Below are 16328 nucleotides of genomic sequence, written 5' to 3'. Positions count from 1 at the left end.
CGAAAGCGGTGTGTCAGTCAATGAAGTAGTCGACTGACATACCGCTTTCGCGAGCAAGCCCGCTCCCACAGGTTTTTTTTGCCTTACTTCGGTGTGCTGAGGTTCAGCGTCGGCGTTTCATCGAAGAAGTTCCACGGCTTGAGCAGCACATGCACCCACTCGGTCGGCATGATCGGCCATTCCTCGGCGCGGGCGATGTGGGTGGTGCCGGTGGTCAGCCAGACCACATCGTCGGTGTTCTCGATGGAGTGGTTGTCCTGGGTGAACTGCCCCAGGCCCGAGTCCTTGTCCGAGCGGTTCGGGTACTTGCCTTCCGGGTACTTTTCCTCCGGGTTGTATTGCGTCACCCACAGCTGCTTGTCCATGAAACTCAGGCGGTGGTAGAGCCATTCGTCCTTGCCGAAGTTGGCGCCCTTGGCCACCGGGTGGGTGCCGCCTGCATAGGGAATCAGCTGATAGGAAACCGGGTTGCCGACCTTGTTCTCCTTGCTGAAGTTGGTCAGCAGGCGCACGGTCGAGGGGTCGAATTTCTGCGCCGCCTGTTGCTCGGTTGTGACGACTTTGGTTTCGGTCTGCATGGAGCTGGTGCGCGGGCCGCCACGGTCGTTGGGCAGCACCACCGGGTTCACTTCTACCAGCGAGTTTTGCTCGCCGTCCACGTCCATGTCGAGGCGGAAGTTGTAGATGTGCTGGTGCGTGGTGCCGACGATGTTGTGGTCCAGCAGGGTGCCGTAGCGCGTGTCTTCCCTGGCGGTGTCTTCGTGCATGGTTTTGGACTTCACGCCCTTGACTGCTTCGATGCCGGTAGCGCCAGCGTCAATGCCGATGGTGCCGTTCTGCTGGAAGACCCAGTCGAAGATGTAGTCGTAGTTGCCCACGGTGCTGATCCAGCGCACCACCAGTTCACGACGCTCGGTGCTGAGGTTGGGCTGGCCCATTTCCTGGTGTTTGTATTCGGGGCCGGCGTAGCGCTCGAACACCGCCATGGCGCGCGGGATCGCGGTCGGTGCGCCGGTGTAGTCGGCGATGGTCGCGTCCAGCAGCACGGCGTTTTGTGGGGCGTCTTTGCCACGGGCAATCGGCGAAGTCAGGGTGCCCATGCCGTAGTCGCCGGAGTCGAGGTAGGCCTTGAAGTACCAGCCGACGTCCGGGTCACCGTAAGGCACGATCATGCCGCCCAGCGAGCCTTCGTACATGATCTTGCGTTTCTTGCCCTTGTCGTCGTAGGTGACAGTGGACAGGATCGGCCCGACCCGCGAATCGAGGCGAACGTGGAAGTCCCAGTTCTGCCAGTGAATGCTGTTGCCACTGATGGTGTAGTTCTTGCCCTCGGGCTCGATGATTTCCAGCGGTTTGACCGCCACGCCCTGGCGTCCGCGCCCGTCATACGGCGTCGGTTTCATCGGCACCGGAATGAGCGCTTCGTCTTCGATCTTGATCAGCTTCTTCTGTTCCAGGTCGACAATCGCCACCAGGCCCTCGATCGGGTGCGCCCAGTAGTTGCCGTCACCGGTGTTGAGGTAGCTGACGATTTTCAGCAAGCGCTTGTCCTGCGCCAGGCCGTCCTTGCCATCGAAGTAACCTACGGTCAACGGCGTGGCCACGACCTTCTTCACGTCGTTGATGCCGCGCTTGGCCAGGGCCTGGGCGTATTCCGGGCTGGTTTCCACAGCCGTCTGCACCGTGGCGAAGTCGTCCAGCAGGACCATGCCGTGGGCGCCTTCGATCGGCTTCCAGGACTTGAGTTCGTTCTTGTCGAGGTCGACCAGGGCTTCGATCACGTGCTTGCCGTCGAGCACCACGATCGAGGCCTCACGCGGCTGGGTGACGTTCTGCCCGGTGAAGACGAAGTTCCACACCTGATCCTTCGGCGGCTCCTTGACCGAGACTTCGGTGAAGCGGAAGCCGGGCTTGTAGTTTTTCGATTTCTTGACGATGTCCACGGCCGTGGTGATTTCAGCCGCGCTCAGGGGATTGAGCGGGTTGGGGCGGGTCTCGACGACAAAGGTCTTGTCCAGCCCGGACTGGAACACCTGGTTGATAAAGTCCTTGGACATGAACGCCGTATGGTCCTTGAACACCACCGGCACCGTCAGCTCGATACGCTTGCCGTTGAGCATCGCCACTTTGCTGTCGGGCTTGACCTTGAGGTAGACCCCGTCCTTGGCGATGGTGAACAGATTGGCGTAGTCGTCCCATTTCACCGTGGCGCCAAATTCCTCAAGACCCGCTTGCAGCGGCACCATTTCGGCGTGACCGCCGTGGGCCTGGGCATTGCCCGCCCAGAAAGGCAGACCGAGGGTGCTCAGGGTGATGGCCAGGGCCAGGCGGGCAAGCGGTGTTCTTTTGGGCGACGCTTTGGGGCTGAACATGTGTGAATTCCTGGGGAAAAGCCGGGTACGGGCATTCCTGCACTTTGTTACAACCAGTCAACGGCTGCTTTTGAATGCCTGCCAGATTTCTTTGGTTCCGTGCCGCAATTGAGCTTTCCTGACGAAATGCAGCTTGGCAAGCGGACAACCTGCTTTTGAAAGCGGAATCGCCCAGGATTCTTCAGTTAAGTTGATGTTGTCCGAAAAGAGAGCTGCATTTTATTGAGGTGCGGCGCTGCGCGTGTAGCGCTGTTTTTCGGTGGTGACAGGTTTAGGCGCTCGCATCAGCAGGGGGCCCAATGTCGCCAGCAGGGCGAGCATGATCAGCGGGAAAAACATCAACTTGCCCAGGCCGAAATGGCTGACAATCACGGTAATGACGGCAGGGCCCACCAGCATTCCGGAAAAACCGATGCAGTTGACGATGCCGATATTGCGACCTGCATGTTTCGGATCTCGGCGCCCGGCGGCAGAGATCATCAGTGGCGCGATGCACGACAGGCCGAGGCCAAACAATGCGAAGCCAACGATGCCCGTCACCGCGGTGCCGCCAATGATGGTGATGATCATGCCGAGGACGCATATCGTCCCGCAGCCGAAAACCACTTGTGAATTGCCGAAAGCCGCGGCCAGCCGGTCACCGAAAAGACGTCCGACGAACGCCGCGCCGACGAAGATGGAGACCGCCATGCCGGCCATCGAGGTGCTCGTCGAGAACTGGCGACGAATGTATTCCTGGCCCCAGTCGGCAATGGCGTTTTCACCCATCATGCTGCCCAGCAGCAAGACACCCAGAGCAATCATGACCAGCAGCGTTTTTGCCGATGGCCCCTTGCCCGCTTCATCGGGCGAATGGGCGCCTGTCTGCCAGTCGCTGGCCGAAGGCTCGGGAACATCATGTTTGCCCAGCAACCACCGGCTGAAAAACCAGCCCACGATAAACAGGGCCACGCCGAGTACGGTGTAGGGCACTTGCACGCTGTCGGTGTAGAGGCCGGTCAACCAGCTGCACACCATCCCCAGCAGAAAGCCGCCCAGTGAATAGAGCGCGTGGAAGCCAGACATGATCGAGCGCTGGTAGAAACGTTCGACTTGCACACCATGGGCATTCAATGCCGTGTCCAGTGCCCCTCGCAGCAGCCCGAGCACAACGCCGAAGCACAAGGCGAACCAGAAACCGCTGACGAATCCGAGCGGGATGATGGAAAGGGGATAAGCGAGTGCACACACCGTGATGACCGGCTTCGCACCAAAGGTGTCGAGCAAGCGGCCGACCCACAGCGCGCCTGTTGCTGAGCCGACACCAACGCCAAGCGCGATCAAGCCGAAATTCGCGTCTCCCGATTCACCGGTAAAACCCAGTTGCACCCTGAAGACACTCACACCCGTCGACCAGATGTACATCAGGGCGCCAATCATCATGAAGCCCAGGAAAGTCGCGATGCGCGCCTTGCGAATGCGGGTGGGGATCTGTGTGTTCTGAAGGTTGTTAATCACGCTGCATTGTCCCTTTTGTTTTTGTTGGGTGTTCATGCAATTGAGGGTTTGATTTGATTGGGGTTATACGTATAACTAATTAAAAATAACATTTGCAGCAAGCTTGCTGTCAACTTTTTTTAGACTTGGTGGCCGACTTCATGGCATTAAATTACACGTCAGGCCCTGCGCGGGCAGCCTGCGTGGTGTTGAGCTGTTGGCCTTATCGATTGTTTTAGGTTATACGTATAACTCCAGTGACCCGAACACAGAGGTTTCCGTGTCGTCTCAAGAGTTGGTATTGCCGTGCGCCACACCTGATATGGCGGCCTATCGGCTGACGTTTCTGTTGTCAGGCCTTTGCATGGGCGCGTGGGCCCCCCTGGTTCCCTATGCCCGCAGTCGGGCCGGGGTCGACGACGGCGCGTTAGGCTTGCTGTTGCTCTGCCTTGGCCTGGGCTCGCTGGTGATGATGCCGCTCGCCGGCATCCTGAATGCGAGGAAGGGCTGCCGCTTTACCATGCACATAGGCATCGCGCTGATATTGCTGACATTGCCCATGCTGGCAACGACTCATTCATTCGCAGGTTTGATGCTCGCCCTGACGGTCTTCGGTGCAGGGTGCGGGGCGGTGGACGTGACGATGAACGTTCAGGGTGTCATGGTCGAGCGTGCTACCGGTCGCTCGCTCATGTCCGGTTTTCATGGTTTGTTCAGCCTCGGAACGATTGTCAGTGCTGCCGGGATGACCGCCTTGTTATGGCTCGGTGCAACGCCTTTGCTGGCAAGCAGTGCGGTGATGGCGGCATTGCTCGCCTTTGTCCTGACATACGGGCGTCAGATGCTCGGGCGAAGCGGCGATGAGGGCAGTCCGATCTTCGTCAAGCCTACACGCAAGGTTTTGCTGCTGGGCTTGCTGTGCCTGTTCGCCTTTCTTGCCGAGGGCGCCATTCTGGACTGGAGCGCGGTGTTTCTGACCGAGGTGCGTGGCGTTCGGCATTCCATTGCAGGCCTGGGCTACGCAGCGTTCGCGGTGATGATGGCCCTGGGTCGACTGAGCGGTGACCGGATTCTGCTCAGGCTCGGTTCGCGCGCGGTGCTCATCGGTGGCGGCCTGATTGTCATTCTGGGGTTCCTGATAGTCGTCCTGGTGACGGACTGGCTTCTGAATCTGCTGGGATTCGCCGTGATAGGCATTGGATTGGCGAACATTGCGCCGGTCTACCTATCGCTGGCCGGTGCTCAACAGACGATGCCCGGTGAGTTGGCGATTGCCGCGGCAACCAGCCTCGGTTACCTCGGCATCCTGATGGGCCCGGCAGTCATCGGGTTTTTCGCTCACGCGACCAGCCTGTCTGCGGCGCTGCTCGCCGTCGCCGCATTAATGGTTGCAATCATGGTCAGTGCCACCGGACTGGTTCCGAAGGTTTCCCGTCAACGGTTACACTGAGTGCATGTTTTTTCACAGACCTCGCATGAGGTTTCAAAAAGATTGGGAAGCAAGCGATGGCATCGGTTTCAATGAAAGATGTAGCACTGGCGGCGGGGGTCTCCCAGCCTGCGGTGTCTTACGCTTACAATCGTCCCTCCAAGCTGTCGCAAGCCCAGCGTGAGCATATCCTTGAGGTGGCTGCTTCATTGGGCTACCCGGGGCCCAACGTTCTGGGGCGAAGCCTTCGCTCGGGCAAGATCGGCGCGATCGGGCTGATGATGATGGACAAGTTGTCCCTGGCGTTCGCCGACCCCTGCACCATTGCCTTGTTGCGCGGTATCAGTGAAGTGGGTGAACTGGAGAACGTCGCGCTGACGTTGTTCCCGCTCAATAACAACCGGCTTGTCGGCCGAGCCCAGGCAGAGAATCACGGCAGTCTCGCCCTGCGCGGGCTGGTGGATGGCTTGATTATCTCGACCTTGCCCGATGATCACCCAGCCGTGTTGGCGGTGGTCAAGCAGAACATTCCATTTGTGGTGATCGATTCGCCTCTGGTGGCAGACTCTTTCTTTGTCGGGATTGACGATCGAGGTGCTGCCCGTACGCAGATGCAGCACCTGCTGGATCTGGGGCACCGCAAGATCGGCATCATCATTGACCGTCTCAATCCGGACGGTTATCGCGGTCCGATAGATCAGCAGCGTTTCAAAAGCGCCAGTGAGCGCATTGTCAGGGAGCGCCTCACCGGTTATGTGGAAGCGGCGACCGAGGCAGGCCTGGCATTCGAGGAGCTGAGCATAATCGAGGCCGGTGGGCTGGATTCGACGTCCGGGCAGGCTGCTGCGTTTACGCTGCTGACCTCCTGCGATGTCACGGCGGTCGTTGCCTGTTCGGATGTGATGGCGATTGCTTGCATGAAAACGGCTCACGCGCTCAATCGCAAAGTCCCGCAGGCGCTATCGGTGATTGGCTTCGACGATATTCCCGAGGCCGTCCAGCTCGGTTTGACCACCATTGGCCAGCCGATGGTGGAGAAGGGCGTATACGCCGCGCGACTTCTGACCGAACAATTGAATGCGCCGGCCGGCACCCGGCTTGAGCCCGAGCAGAAAATTTTCGCCACGAAATTGATTGTGCGAACCTCGACACTCAGCGTGCAGCCATCAGACGCTTGAGTCCAGGCAGGGCTGCGGCGCAACGTTGCGCCGCAGCTGTTTTCCGGTTTGTGTTGCCGTTCAACTTGCCTGGCGCTTGAAGTTCGCCGCCACTCGCAGGGCATTGGCGGCGATCGTGAGCGCCGGATTGACCGCCGCCGAAGACGGGAAGAAAGAACTGTCTACGACCCAGACGTTATCCAGGTCATGCAACTTGCAATTCAGATCCAGTACGCTGGATGCAGGGTCCTTGCCCATGACGGCGGTGCCGCACTGGTGCGAGTTGGTGGCGATGCCCATCCGCGCTTTCAGGATCACCGGATAGCCAGCCTCACGCATGACTTTACTGGTCTTGCTCACCAGGCCTTCATGAGCCTTAAGGTTATTGGGTGTCCAGTGGACCTTGATCGCGTCACGCGCCTTGTCATACGTGACCCGGTTCTCCTGTGTCGGCAGATCCTCCGAGGTCAGGTACAAGTCGACGCTGTGGTCGGTGATGTACCGCGAGGCAAACTTCGGCAACCACGGGCGCATCGAGGTGATCATGGGCTCGCGGATCTTTCCCAGCATCTGCACATTACCCAAGGGAAACGAATTGCCCGGGCTGGCGCTGTACCAGTCGTTGATGGCCAGGGTCTTCTGGAAGATCACTTTGTTCTTGCGTCGCGGGTCCACCGCCAGCATGAACGTACTGTTATGGACCATGTAGTTGCGACCCAATTGCCCCGAACGGTTGCCAAGGCCTTCAGGGTGTCGAGCGTTCGCTGACTTGAACAGCAGGGCTGCGCTATTCACGGCGCCACAGGCCAGAACGAATCGTTTGGCCCGCAGTGTCACCGCTCGCCCCTCGAAGAGGCCATGGGCCTCGGTTACCGTGCGGCCGTCGCTGGCCGTTTCCAGTCGCTTGATGGTGGTGCGGGTCATCAGCCTGATGGAACCGCTGCGCAATGCCGGTCTCAATGCCGACACTTCAGCATCGGCCTTGGCATCGACAAGGCAGGGATAGCCATCGCAGGTCGAGCACAAAACGCAGCCACCACCGTCGCCGTAATCCACAGCAGCCGGCATCACGAAGGGCTTGAGCCCGGAACGACGCATGCTTTGCTCCAGCGGGACCAGTGCAGGGTCATGTTTGAGCGCAGGCTGGGGAAACGGGCCCGAACGCCAGGGCTCGCTGGGGTCGCTGCCGGCGAGGCCATGAACCCGGTAGAGTTTTTCAGCTTCGGCGTACCAGGGTTCCAGTTCTGCGTAGCTGATCGGCCATGCGGGGGAGATGCCCTCGGCGTGCTGGATTTCGCCGAAGTCCACTTCGCGAAACCGCGGGAGCATCGCGCCATAGAACTTGGTATTGCCGCCGACGTAATAAAACACACCGGGGGAAAACGGTTGACCGGATTGATCCAGCCACTGTTCGGCGTTGCGGTAACGGCCTTCGGCGAATACCGATTCGGCGCTCCAGTTCTGTATTTCACGGGGCAGGAAATCACCGCGCTCAGCGATAATGATGTCCAGCCCGCTATCGCGCAGTGCATGGGCAAAGGTCGAGCCGCCCATGCCCGAGCCGATAATCACTACATCACAGTTGATATTGCCATCTGCATCAGGTGTCACCACGTCGAGGGCGCGCGGTTCGCGCGGCGCCCCCGGTTGTGGATTCAGCTCTGCATGATGCGTAATCAATGCATCACTCATTTGAGCCGCTCCAGGTTTTACAGGTGTTGTTCGGAGTTCCGGATTTCCCAGTATTCGTCCTGACGTTCGTCAGTGATGTACTCGGGAATCGGGAAGTCCCACCAGCCCGGCACCCAAGGACCTGCGGCGTCGCGGTCGGTCGGGATTTCGATCAGCACCGGTGCGTTCAGGTCCAGGGCTTCCTGCAGGATCGGCTCGAGGTCTTCGGGACGCTCCACGCGATAGGATTTCAGGCCGAAGGCCTCGCCGACGGCCTTGAAGTCCGGGCTGTAAGGCGTGCCGTCCGGGTGGTTGAACTCGGTGCCGATATGGCGACTGGTTTGCTTGCGCTGGCCACCGCGAATCGACATGTACCCGGCATTGTTCTGGATCATGAACACAACAGGGATGTTGTTGGTCACGCAGATCGCAATTTCCTGAGAGGTCATCAGGAAGTCACCATCGCCCAGGATGCACACCACCGGTTGATTCGGTGCTGCCAGCTTGGCCCCGATAGCGGCAGGAACAGCCCAGCCCATCGACGAGAAACCGCCCGATGTCAGGTGCGTACGTGGGGTATAGACCGGGAAGGTCTGCTTGACCGCGCCTTGGGTGTTGCCGGACCCGACCACCACGATGGTGTCGCGCGGGAATACCTTGCGCAGCGCTCCCAAAGGACGTTGAGAGGTAAACGGGAAGCGATCGGAGTCACGACGGCCGGCCAGCTTGGTTTCCCATTCGTCCTGATAGCCGCGCAGGTCGCTCATGTACTCCTGGCGATCGACGGTCTGGCCTTTCAAGCCTTCCACGATATGCGCCAGCGCGTATTTCGCGTCGGCGCAAATACCCACCGTGACCGGATAGTTTTTGCCGATTTCGTGCGGATCGATGTCGATATGAATCAGCTTCGACGGCGGAATCGCAAAGGTCACGCCCTTGGCGTAACTGGATGACGACCAGTCGGTGAAGCGGCAACCCACGGCGATGATCACGTCAGCGGTAGACGCTACTTTGTTGCCGCACATCGTGCCGGTCTGGCCGACGCTGCCAGCGAACAGCGGGTGATCTTCCGGGAAACCGCTTTTGCCGTTCCACGTAGTGACCACAGGGATTTGCCAGGCTTCTGCCAGGGCGAACACTTCGGCGCTTGCCTCGCCAGTGATGACGCCGCCGCCGATGACCAGTACTGGGCGCTTGCAGGCTTTCAACTCTTCAACCGCACGGGCGGTTGCCGCCGGATCCGGGAAGCATTTGCCGATAGGGGTGCGCTCTTCCAGGGCGTGAAGGGTCACTTCAGCCGCTTCGGCCTGAACATCCATCGGGATTTCAAGATGAACCGGGCCTGGACGCCCGGTGACCATCGAGCTCCAGGCCCGATGCATCATGAACGGCAATTCTTCGACGCGAGTCGCCACCCAATGACGCTTGGTGACCGCTTCGGCGATTTTCGGGAAGTCGTTGTCGGTGTAGCGCTCCAGCTCCTGCAGTAAACCGTGGCCGCGCATGTGCGTGGGTGGCCCGCCAGTGATCAGCATCAGGCTGGTGGAGTCGGTGAAGGCCGTTGCCATGCCGATCACGGTGTTGGCGGCACCGGCGCCGATGGAGGTGACAGCCGCCATCGGTTTGCCGCTGACCCGGTAGTAACCGTCCGCGAGGTGAACCGCACTCTGCTCGTGGAAGACCTGGATGAACTTGAGTTTCGAGTCTTCTTCCAGGAAGGCGTCGGTGAGTGTCCAGATGCCGTGGCCAGGAATACCGGCGACATATTCGACACCATAGTTTTTCAGGGTTTGAGCCACGATCTGGCTGCCGGTCAATTTAGTCATGACAGGACTCCTTGGGTTGATGAGACGAGGGTGGATGCGTCGGATTTCCCGGTAGCTGTTGCGCGCCCGCGCGTCGCCCAGTTCAGGCCCTGCCTGGTCAGGCGGCGGATATTCGGGTCGGCGAGATTGCTGGTGTCGTGTCCGATCGAGTGATAGAAAACCCGGCCCAGACCCCATTGGCGAACCCAGGCGACCGGGCTGCGATGGCCCTTGATCCAGGGGAACGGGTTACCGTCGAAGGTGGTTTCGGCGAGTACATGAATGTTCGGGTCAACCTGCATGTAGTACTGCTCGGATCGAACCTCGAAGTCCTCGACGCCTTGAGTGACTTCATGGGTGTGATCGATGACGTTGACCTGGTATGGATGAGGAAAGCCTTCACCCATCGGATGCTCAAGAAACGATCCGCCCAGCACCCAGTGATACTTGAGGCTTGCACGGAAAGCCGCCCCCGCACCGTGCCAACCGACCAGCCCGGTGCCGCTTTCGATCGCCTCGAGCAGGCGGTTTTCCTGAGAGGCGGTCAGCGTTTCCGTGGTGACGGCGTTGTTCCAGCCGATCACGATCAGGTCATAGCCGGTCAAGTCCCGGTCCAGGGTGAAGATATCGTTCGACTCCTCGACATCGAAATCCAGCTCCTGGAAAACGGTCCGAGCCCATGCGGCAATTTCATAGGGGTAATGGCCGGGCCAGCCACCGAATAGATACAAGACTCGACTCACGGTTGGTCACCTCTTCAAGTTGGGTGTGATTATTAGGTTATACGTATAACCGCTTATTTAAGCTATCACTCAAAATCCCTAAGTCAATGCCTGTTTGATCATTTTCATCCGGGTGCCCGGAAAACCTTGTGTTCAGGCACTGATAAGCCTTGTGGGCCGCGGGTTTTAGATCCTCGCTAATGCGCATGCAATCCAGGCTGGAAGGTTTTAATAAGAAAAGGTTATACGAATAACGTTAGTTGATTGCGTGAGTGCTTCAACATTGCGTCTGTGCTGCGTCAGATTGCGTCATCAATCAGGAGGCTGCGAAATTGCCCGGGGCAGGAGGGTGAGAAAAGATGGTCGTCAATGCTGAGGGCATGTCGCGTGCCCTCAAGAACCACCTGGAGCATATTGATGATTCGTTATCTGAAAAAAAGTAAACCTGTTGAAGCTCAAGCCGAGATTGCCTCTCAAGTCCGCGATACGGTGGCGCAAATCATCAGCAACGTCGCCGGAAACGGAGACACCGCCGTTCGTGAGTACTCGAAGAAATTCGATAACTGGGAACCGGTGTCCTTCCGCCTGACCGATGAAGAAATCGCGGCGTGTGTCGCCAGTCTTTCCGAACAGGAAATCGGCGATATCAAGTTTGCTCAGGCCCAGGTGCGCCGTTTTGCCGAAGTGCAAAAGGCATCCATGCACGATGTTGAAGTCGAGACGTTGCCGGGCGTGATCCTGGGGCATCGCAACATTCCGGTGAACTCGGTGGGTTGCTACATTCCTGGCGGCAAGTATCCGTTGTTGGCATCGGCGCACATGAGCGTGCTGACGGCCAAAGTCGCAGGTGTTAAACGTGTGGTTGCAGCGGCTCCGCCCTTTGATGGCAAGCCACACCCGGCCATCGTCACCGCCATGTACCTGGCCGGTGCCGACGAAATCTATTGCGTCGGTGGGGTACAGGCGATTGCCGCTTTTGCCTTGGGCACCGAAGCATTCAAGCCGGTCGACATGATCGTCGGGCCAGGCAATGCCTACGTGGCGGAAGCCAAGCGCCAATTGTTCGGTAAAATCGGTATCGACCTGATCGCCGGCCCGACCGAAACCCTGGTCATTGCCGATGACAGCTCCGACGTCGAAATCATCGCTGCCGACTTGCTCGGCCAGGCGGAGCATGGCGTCAACTCCCCGGCTGTGTTCCTGACCAATAGCCCGGCACTGGCAGAAACCCTGCCGGCTGAAATCGAACGCCAGTTGGCCATTCTGTCGACCGCGCCAGTTGCTTCGATCGCCTGGCGTGACTATGGCGAAATCATCCTCTGCGACACCGTGGACGAACTGGTGCAGGAAGCCGACCGCATTGCCTCCGAGCACGTTCAGGTCATGACCCGCGATCCACTGTATTTCCTCGAACACATGACCAACTACGGCGCGTTGTTTCTCGGTCAGCGAACCAACGTCTCTTACGGCGACAAAGTGATCGGCACCAACCACACATTGCCCACGACAGGGACCGCGCGTTACACCGGCGGCCTGTGGGTCGGCAAGTTCATCAAGACCTGCACTTATCAACGTGTCCTGACGGATGAAGCGTCCGTACTGGTCGGCGAATACTGCTCGCGTCTGTGCGGCATGGAAGGTTTCGCCGGGCACAAGGAACAGGCGGATATCCGCATTCGTCGTTACAAGAAGCCCGCTTGAGGGCTGTTGGCCAATTGCTGCACTTGGCAAGCGGGTAGCGGGAAAAAGGGTCGTTTCTCGCTGCTGCTGGTCACTCTTACCGTCTTTCCAAGTGTATTCAGGCTCCCCATCCGGGGGGCCTTTTTTTTAACCGCTCGAAAAAACTCGTTGTTCCAGGCTGAATTTTAGTGAGGCGATGCGATGGGAACCTTGTCGATAAAAACAAGAATTACGCTGGCTGCCGGGAGTTGTCTGTTTGCGATGGTGCTTTGCCTGGTGGGGTTTTCGATTCATCAGATGCGCGACACAGCGGCCGTGGTCAGTGACTCCAGCACGGATTCGTTGTCCCGGGCGTCCATGCAATACCTGGAGGCGACGGGGCATTTGCAGGCCAGTGGTATTGAGCAGCGGTTCCTCGCCAGTCTGATGTTCACTCGCTCCCTGGCGACCCAGATCGTCATGATGCGCCGCCAGGCCCGACAAAATGGCCTGGCTCCCAAGCAACTGCGTGGCGATCTGTACCGGCTTGTCCGGGCCCAGGTGGCAACCACGCCGGAGATACTTGGTGTAGGCATCTCCTTTGATCCCAATGCACTTGATGGTGCTGACGAGAGCTCTGTCAACGGTGCCGACTTCACCGGCAATGCCAGTGGCCGCTTTGCGGTGTACGTTTCTTCGATGCAGAACTTCATCCTCGAAGAAAAGGAGATGCAGGACGACGGCGATCCTGCAAAAGCGTGGTGGAACTGCCCGAAGAAAACCCGCAAGGCTTGTTTGATCGAACCCTATTCCTTTGAGCTCAACGGTGTTCCGACACTGACCTCCAGCATCGCGCTACCGTTGTTGGACGGCGGAAAATTCATCGGCGTGGTCAGCATTGATCTGCCCTTGAGCAGCTTGCAAAACATTGCGCAGAAAGCCAGTGCCTCGATGTTCGAAGGCCAGGGGCAACTGACCTTCATCAGTGCCGCCGGGGCCGTGATGGGTCGAAGCGGCGAGCCCGCTTCGTTGGGGAAATCCATCAAGGACATTTTTCCGCGACAGGCGGCTGATATGTTCGAAGGGGCCAGGTCGGATAAAACCCTGGCGATCGATGCAGCTGATAACGCTAATATCCTGCTCGTCGTGCCGTTTTCGCCGATTCCGAATGCCAGCCAATGGATGACGGTCATCGAAGTACCGCGTGCCACGTTGATGGCGTCGGTCGCGGCGTTGCAACAGGTGCTGGACCAGTCAAACCGACGGTCTGTGATCGTGCAGGTGGCGACCGGAATCGGTGTCACCCTGGCCGGTACATTGCTGATGGGCTTGTTGGCGGTGAGCGTCACGCGGCCTATTCGTCGGGTGTCCGAAATGCTTGAAAACATCGCCCATGGCGAGGGCGATCTGACCCAGAGGCTCAAGGCTGAGCGCCGCGATGAAATGGGCGTGCTAGTGGGGTGGTTCAATCGTTTCCTCGATAAGCTGCAGCCGATTATTGCGCAAGTCGGCCAGAGCGTATCGCAGACGCGATCCACCGCCGACCAGGCGTCTTCGATTGCCACCCAGACCAGTAGCGGCATGCAGCAGCAATTGCGCGAGGTCGAGCAAGTCGCGACGGCCACCCATGAGATGAGCGCGACCTCTCAAGAGGTGGCGCGCAATGCGTCCATGGCCGCGACCGCCGCACGCAATGGCGATGTCGCCGCCCGATCCTGCAAAGATACGATCCAGACCACTGCGCATTCCATACAGTCGCTGGCCCATCACATGAGCGGTGCCATGACCGGTGTTCGTCAACTTGCCGACAGCAGCGAGAAAATCGGTAGCGTGCTCGATGTGATTCGCACCATTGCCCAGCAGACCAATCTGTTGGCGTTGAACGCTGCAATCGAGGCGGCGAGAGCAGGGGAGACGGGCAGAGGGTTTGCGGTGGTGGCGGACGAGGTTCGACATCTGGCCCAGCGCACACAGGATTCGGTAAGTGAAATTCAAGGCGTCATCGAAAGTCTCCAGAGCGGTACGCGCGATGTCGTGGGCGCCATGCAGAGTCAGCACCGCCAGGCAGATGCCAGCGCTGCGCAAGCACTCGAGGCCGTCGATGCATTGGCCCATGTCAGCCAGAACATCGAGATCATGACGGACATGAACCTGCAAATCGCCAGCGCCGCCGAAGAGCAGAGCGCGGTAACCGAAGAGGTTAACCGTACTGTCTCGGCTATCAGGGACGTGACGGGTGCATTGGTGGAACAGGCGGATCAATCCGCCCGCATCAGCCAATCCTTGAACGACCTTGCGAACCAGCAGCAGGTGTTGATGAACAACTTCAGGGTCTGAATAGCCTGCAGGAGCGAGCCCGCTCGTTCCTGCAGGACGCTTCAGGGCCCCGGACTAACGAGCGCGCTGGATATGATCAGCCGCTTTCTCGCCGATCATGATCGCCAGCGCGTTGGTGTTGCTGGAGCACAGGCTCGGGGCGATGGAGTTGTCGGCGACTCGCAGGCCTTCGATCCCGTATACCCGCAGCTCGTTGTCTACCACAGCCATCTCGTCTACGCCCATTTTGCAGGTGCCTACCGGGTGCAGCGCAGCGTGGGCCTGTTGACGCACGAACTTCAGATAGTCATCACGGGTGCGCAGCGGTTCGGCGGGTACGTGCTCACGCAGAATATGCCCGGCCATCGCACTCCGGGACATGATGTGGCGGCCGAACTCCGTCGCCTGGATCATGCATTCCACATCGAACGGATCGGTCAGGTAGTTGGGTTCTATGGACGGAAAGTCCAGCGGGTCGGCGCTGCGAAGTTGCACGGCACCTGTCGAGCGGGGACGGGTCTGGCACACGTTCAAGGTGCAGCCGTTGCCGCCGGGCACGGAACCTACGCCAGCTTCTACGCCGGCACCAGCCATGAAACAGTACTGCGCGTCTGCACGGTTCTCGGCCAGCGATGTACGCCAGAACGCGCCACCCTCGACCACATTGGAGGTCACCGGTCCTTCTCGAAACAACGCGTACTGCAACCCGGCGGCGAGTTTCCAGTGCGGTTTTTTGTACTTGTCATAGCTCAATGGGCGACGCAGTTCATTGATCAGTGAGACCTCGATGTGGTCCTGCAGATTCTGGCCGACCCCGGGCAAGTCATGCATCACCTCGAGGCCTTTCTCGCGCAAGTGACTGGCAGGGCCAATGCCCGACAGCATCAACAGTTTCGGGGAGTTGATCGCCCCGGCACTGACGATGACTTCGCGTTCGGCCCTGAGTACCCGGTGCTGATTGTTTTCAAGGTATTCAACCCCTGTCGCGCGGCCATGTTCGACCAGGACCCGCAAGACCCGGCAGTTGGTTTTAACCGTCAGATTGGGGCGCTTTCGTGCAGGCTTCAGGTAAGCGACCGACGTGCTTGACCTCAGACCGTTCCTGGCATTGATCTGATAAAGCCCGCAGCCGTCCTGCACCCCTGAGTTGAAGTCGGCGTTGTAGGCCAGCCCGGCTTGTTGGCAGGCTTGCAGCCAGAGCTTGGTCAAAGGGTGGGTATAACGCTGATCGCTGACGCCAAGCGGGCCCTGCGTGCCATGAGCGTCGTTGCTGAATCTATCGTTGGTCTCGCATTTCTTGAAGAAGGGCAGTACGTCCTTGTAGGCCCAACCCTGGGCGCCACCTGTCGCCCAGCTGTCGTAGTCGGCCGGTTGCCCGCGCAGGTAAACCATAGCGTTGACCGAACTCCCGCCGCCGAGTACCCGCGCCTGCACCATGGTCGGATTGGCAGGGCCTATATAGTCCGCTGGTGGCTCCCAGGGGTAGCGTTCGACCAGGTTGCCCTGGCTGGTCTTGTAGAAGCCGACCGGCAGATGAATAAACGGGTGACTGTCTCTCGGTCCCTCTTCCAGCAGCACCACCGAAGCCTGTGCATTTTCACTGAGACGTGCCGCAATGACGCACCCGGCTGAACCGCCCCCGACCACGATATAGTCGACCACTGTTGTGTACCGCCCTGATCAAAAAAAACGCCGGATCATGCTCCTGTGAAAGAGTTGAT

The 16328-nt window shown here is 59.1% G+C and carries 10 protein-coding genes and 1 pseudogene; 5 read left to right on the top strand and 6 right to left on the bottom strand.

Annotated features, from left to right (window positions below):
* Nucleotides 1–83: 83 nt before the first annotated feature.
* Complete coding sequence (gene tynA, locus KGB28_RS31475; protein WP_223449366.1) at nt 84–2372, bottom strand: primary-amine oxidase; 2289 nt, start codon at nt 2370–2372, stop codon at nt 84–86.
* Between the two features lie 219 nt (nt 2373–2591).
* Nucleotides 2592–3866: an MFS transporter gene (locus KGB28_RS31470; protein ID WP_411740618.1), complete on the bottom strand. Its 1275-nt coding sequence runs from the start codon at nt 3864–3866 to the stop codon at nt 2592–2594.
* A gap of 304 nt (nt 3867–4170) precedes the next feature.
* Between KGB28_RS31470 and KGB28_RS31465 the strand changes: the two genes are divergently transcribed.
* Nucleotides 4171–5298 (top strand): MFS transporter, encoded by a 1128-nt coding sequence (locus KGB28_RS31465; protein ID WP_223449372.1) that lies wholly within the window; start codon nt 4171–4173, stop codon nt 5296–5298.
* 56 nt (nt 5299–5354) lie between these two features.
* A complete protein-coding gene (locus KGB28_RS31460; RefSeq protein WP_223449362.1) occupies nt 5355–6455 on the top strand; it encodes a LacI family DNA-binding transcriptional regulator in 1101 nt (366 codons plus the stop codon).
* Nucleotides 6456–6515: 60 nt separating this feature from the next.
* On the opposite strand, the gene KGB28_RS31455 is transcribed toward KGB28_RS31460, so the two are convergent.
* From KGB28_RS31455 to KGB28_RS31445, 3 genes are read right to left on the bottom strand one after another with little or no spacing between them, the layout of a single operon-like run.
* Nucleotides 6516–8126 carry a GMC oxidoreductase gene (locus KGB28_RS31455; RefSeq protein WP_223449360.1) on the bottom strand — a complete coding sequence of 537 codons (1611 nt, stop codon included), beginning with the start codon at nt 8124–8126 and terminating at the stop codon, nt 6516–6518.
* Nucleotides 8127–8143: 17 nt separating this feature from the next.
* A complete protein-coding gene (locus tag KGB28_RS31450; RefSeq protein WP_223449358.1) occupies nt 8144–9931 on the bottom strand; it encodes a thiamine pyrophosphate-binding protein in 1788 nt (595 codons plus the stop codon).
* Nucleotides 9928–10653 carry a ThuA domain-containing protein gene (locus KGB28_RS31445; RefSeq protein WP_223449356.1) on the bottom strand — a complete coding sequence of 242 codons (726 nt, stop codon included), beginning with the start codon at nt 10651–10653 and terminating at the stop codon, nt 9928–9930. The genes KGB28_RS31450 and KGB28_RS31445 overlap by 4 nt, the downstream gene beginning before the upstream one ends.
* Nucleotides 10654–11049: 396 nt before the next feature.
* Here KGB28_RS31445 and hisD point away from each other — a divergent pair, with 396 nt between their 5' ends.
* The 3 genes and pseudogenes from hisD (at nt 11050) to KGB28_RS31955 (ending at nt 14628) form a co-directional block, all read left to right on the top strand.
* On the top strand, nt 11050–12333 hold the full coding sequence (gene hisD, locus KGB28_RS31440; RefSeq protein WP_223449354.1) for a histidinol dehydrogenase: 1284 nt from the start codon (nt 11050–11052) through the stop codon (nt 12331–12333).
* A 180-nt stretch (nt 12334–12513) separates the two neighbouring features.
* A pseudogene (locus KGB28_RS31960) lies at nt 12514–13770 on the top strand (HAMP domain-containing protein); the annotation flags it as partial.
* Nucleotides 13771–13872: 102 nt separating this feature from the next.
* Nucleotides 13873–14628, top strand: coding sequence for a methyl-accepting chemotaxis protein (locus KGB28_RS31955; protein WP_411740617.1), 756 nt, complete (start codon nt 13873–13875; stop codon nt 14626–14628).
* 54 nt (nt 14629–14682) lie between these two features.
* Here KGB28_RS31955 and KGB28_RS31430 read toward each other — a convergent pair whose 3' ends face one another.
* Nucleotides 14683–16269, bottom strand: a complete 1587-nt coding sequence (locus tag KGB28_RS31430) for a GMC family oxidoreductase (protein ID WP_223449351.1) — start codon at nt 16267–16269, stop codon at nt 14683–14685.
* Between the last annotated feature and the right edge of the window lie 59 nt (nt 16270–16328).

The sequence above is a fragment of the Pseudomonas sp. BF-R-19 genome (genome assembly GCF_019956445.1).
GTDB lineage: Bacteria > Pseudomonadota > Gammaproteobacteria > Pseudomonadales > Pseudomonadaceae > Aquipseudomonas > Aquipseudomonas fluorescens_BH.
The sequence above is the reverse complement of the archived record's forward strand: the minus strand, read 5'-3'. Positions and strand labels throughout refer to the sequence as shown.

Bases quoted from the DNA above. Each gene is read 5' to 3' on its own strand.
- tynA (WP_223449366.1), bottom strand. From the start codon at position 2,372: ATGTTCAGCCCCAAAGCGTCGCCCAAAAGAACACCGCTTGCCCGCCTG.
- KGB28_RS31465 (WP_223449372.1), top strand. From the start codon at position 4,171: ATGGCGGCCTATCGGCTGACGTTTCTGTTGTCAGGCCTTTGCATGGGC.
- KGB28_RS31460 (WP_223449362.1), top strand. From the start codon at position 5,355: ATGGCATCGGTTTCAATGAAAGATGTAGCACTGGCGGCGGGGGTCTCC.
- KGB28_RS31455 (WP_223449360.1), bottom strand. From the start codon at position 8,126: ATGAGTGATGCATTGATTACGCATCATGCAGAGCTGAATCCACAACCG.
- KGB28_RS31450 (WP_223449358.1), bottom strand. From the start codon at position 9,931: ATGACTAAATTGACCGGCAGCCAGATCGTGGCTCAAACCCTGAAAAAC.
- hisD (WP_223449354.1), top strand. From the start codon at position 11,050: ATGATTCGTTATCTGAAAAAAAGTAAACCTGTTGAAGCTCAAGCCGAG.
- KGB28_RS31955 (WP_411740617.1), top strand. From the start codon at position 13,873: ATGCAGCAGCAATTGCGCGAGGTCGAGCAAGTCGCGACGGCCACCCAT.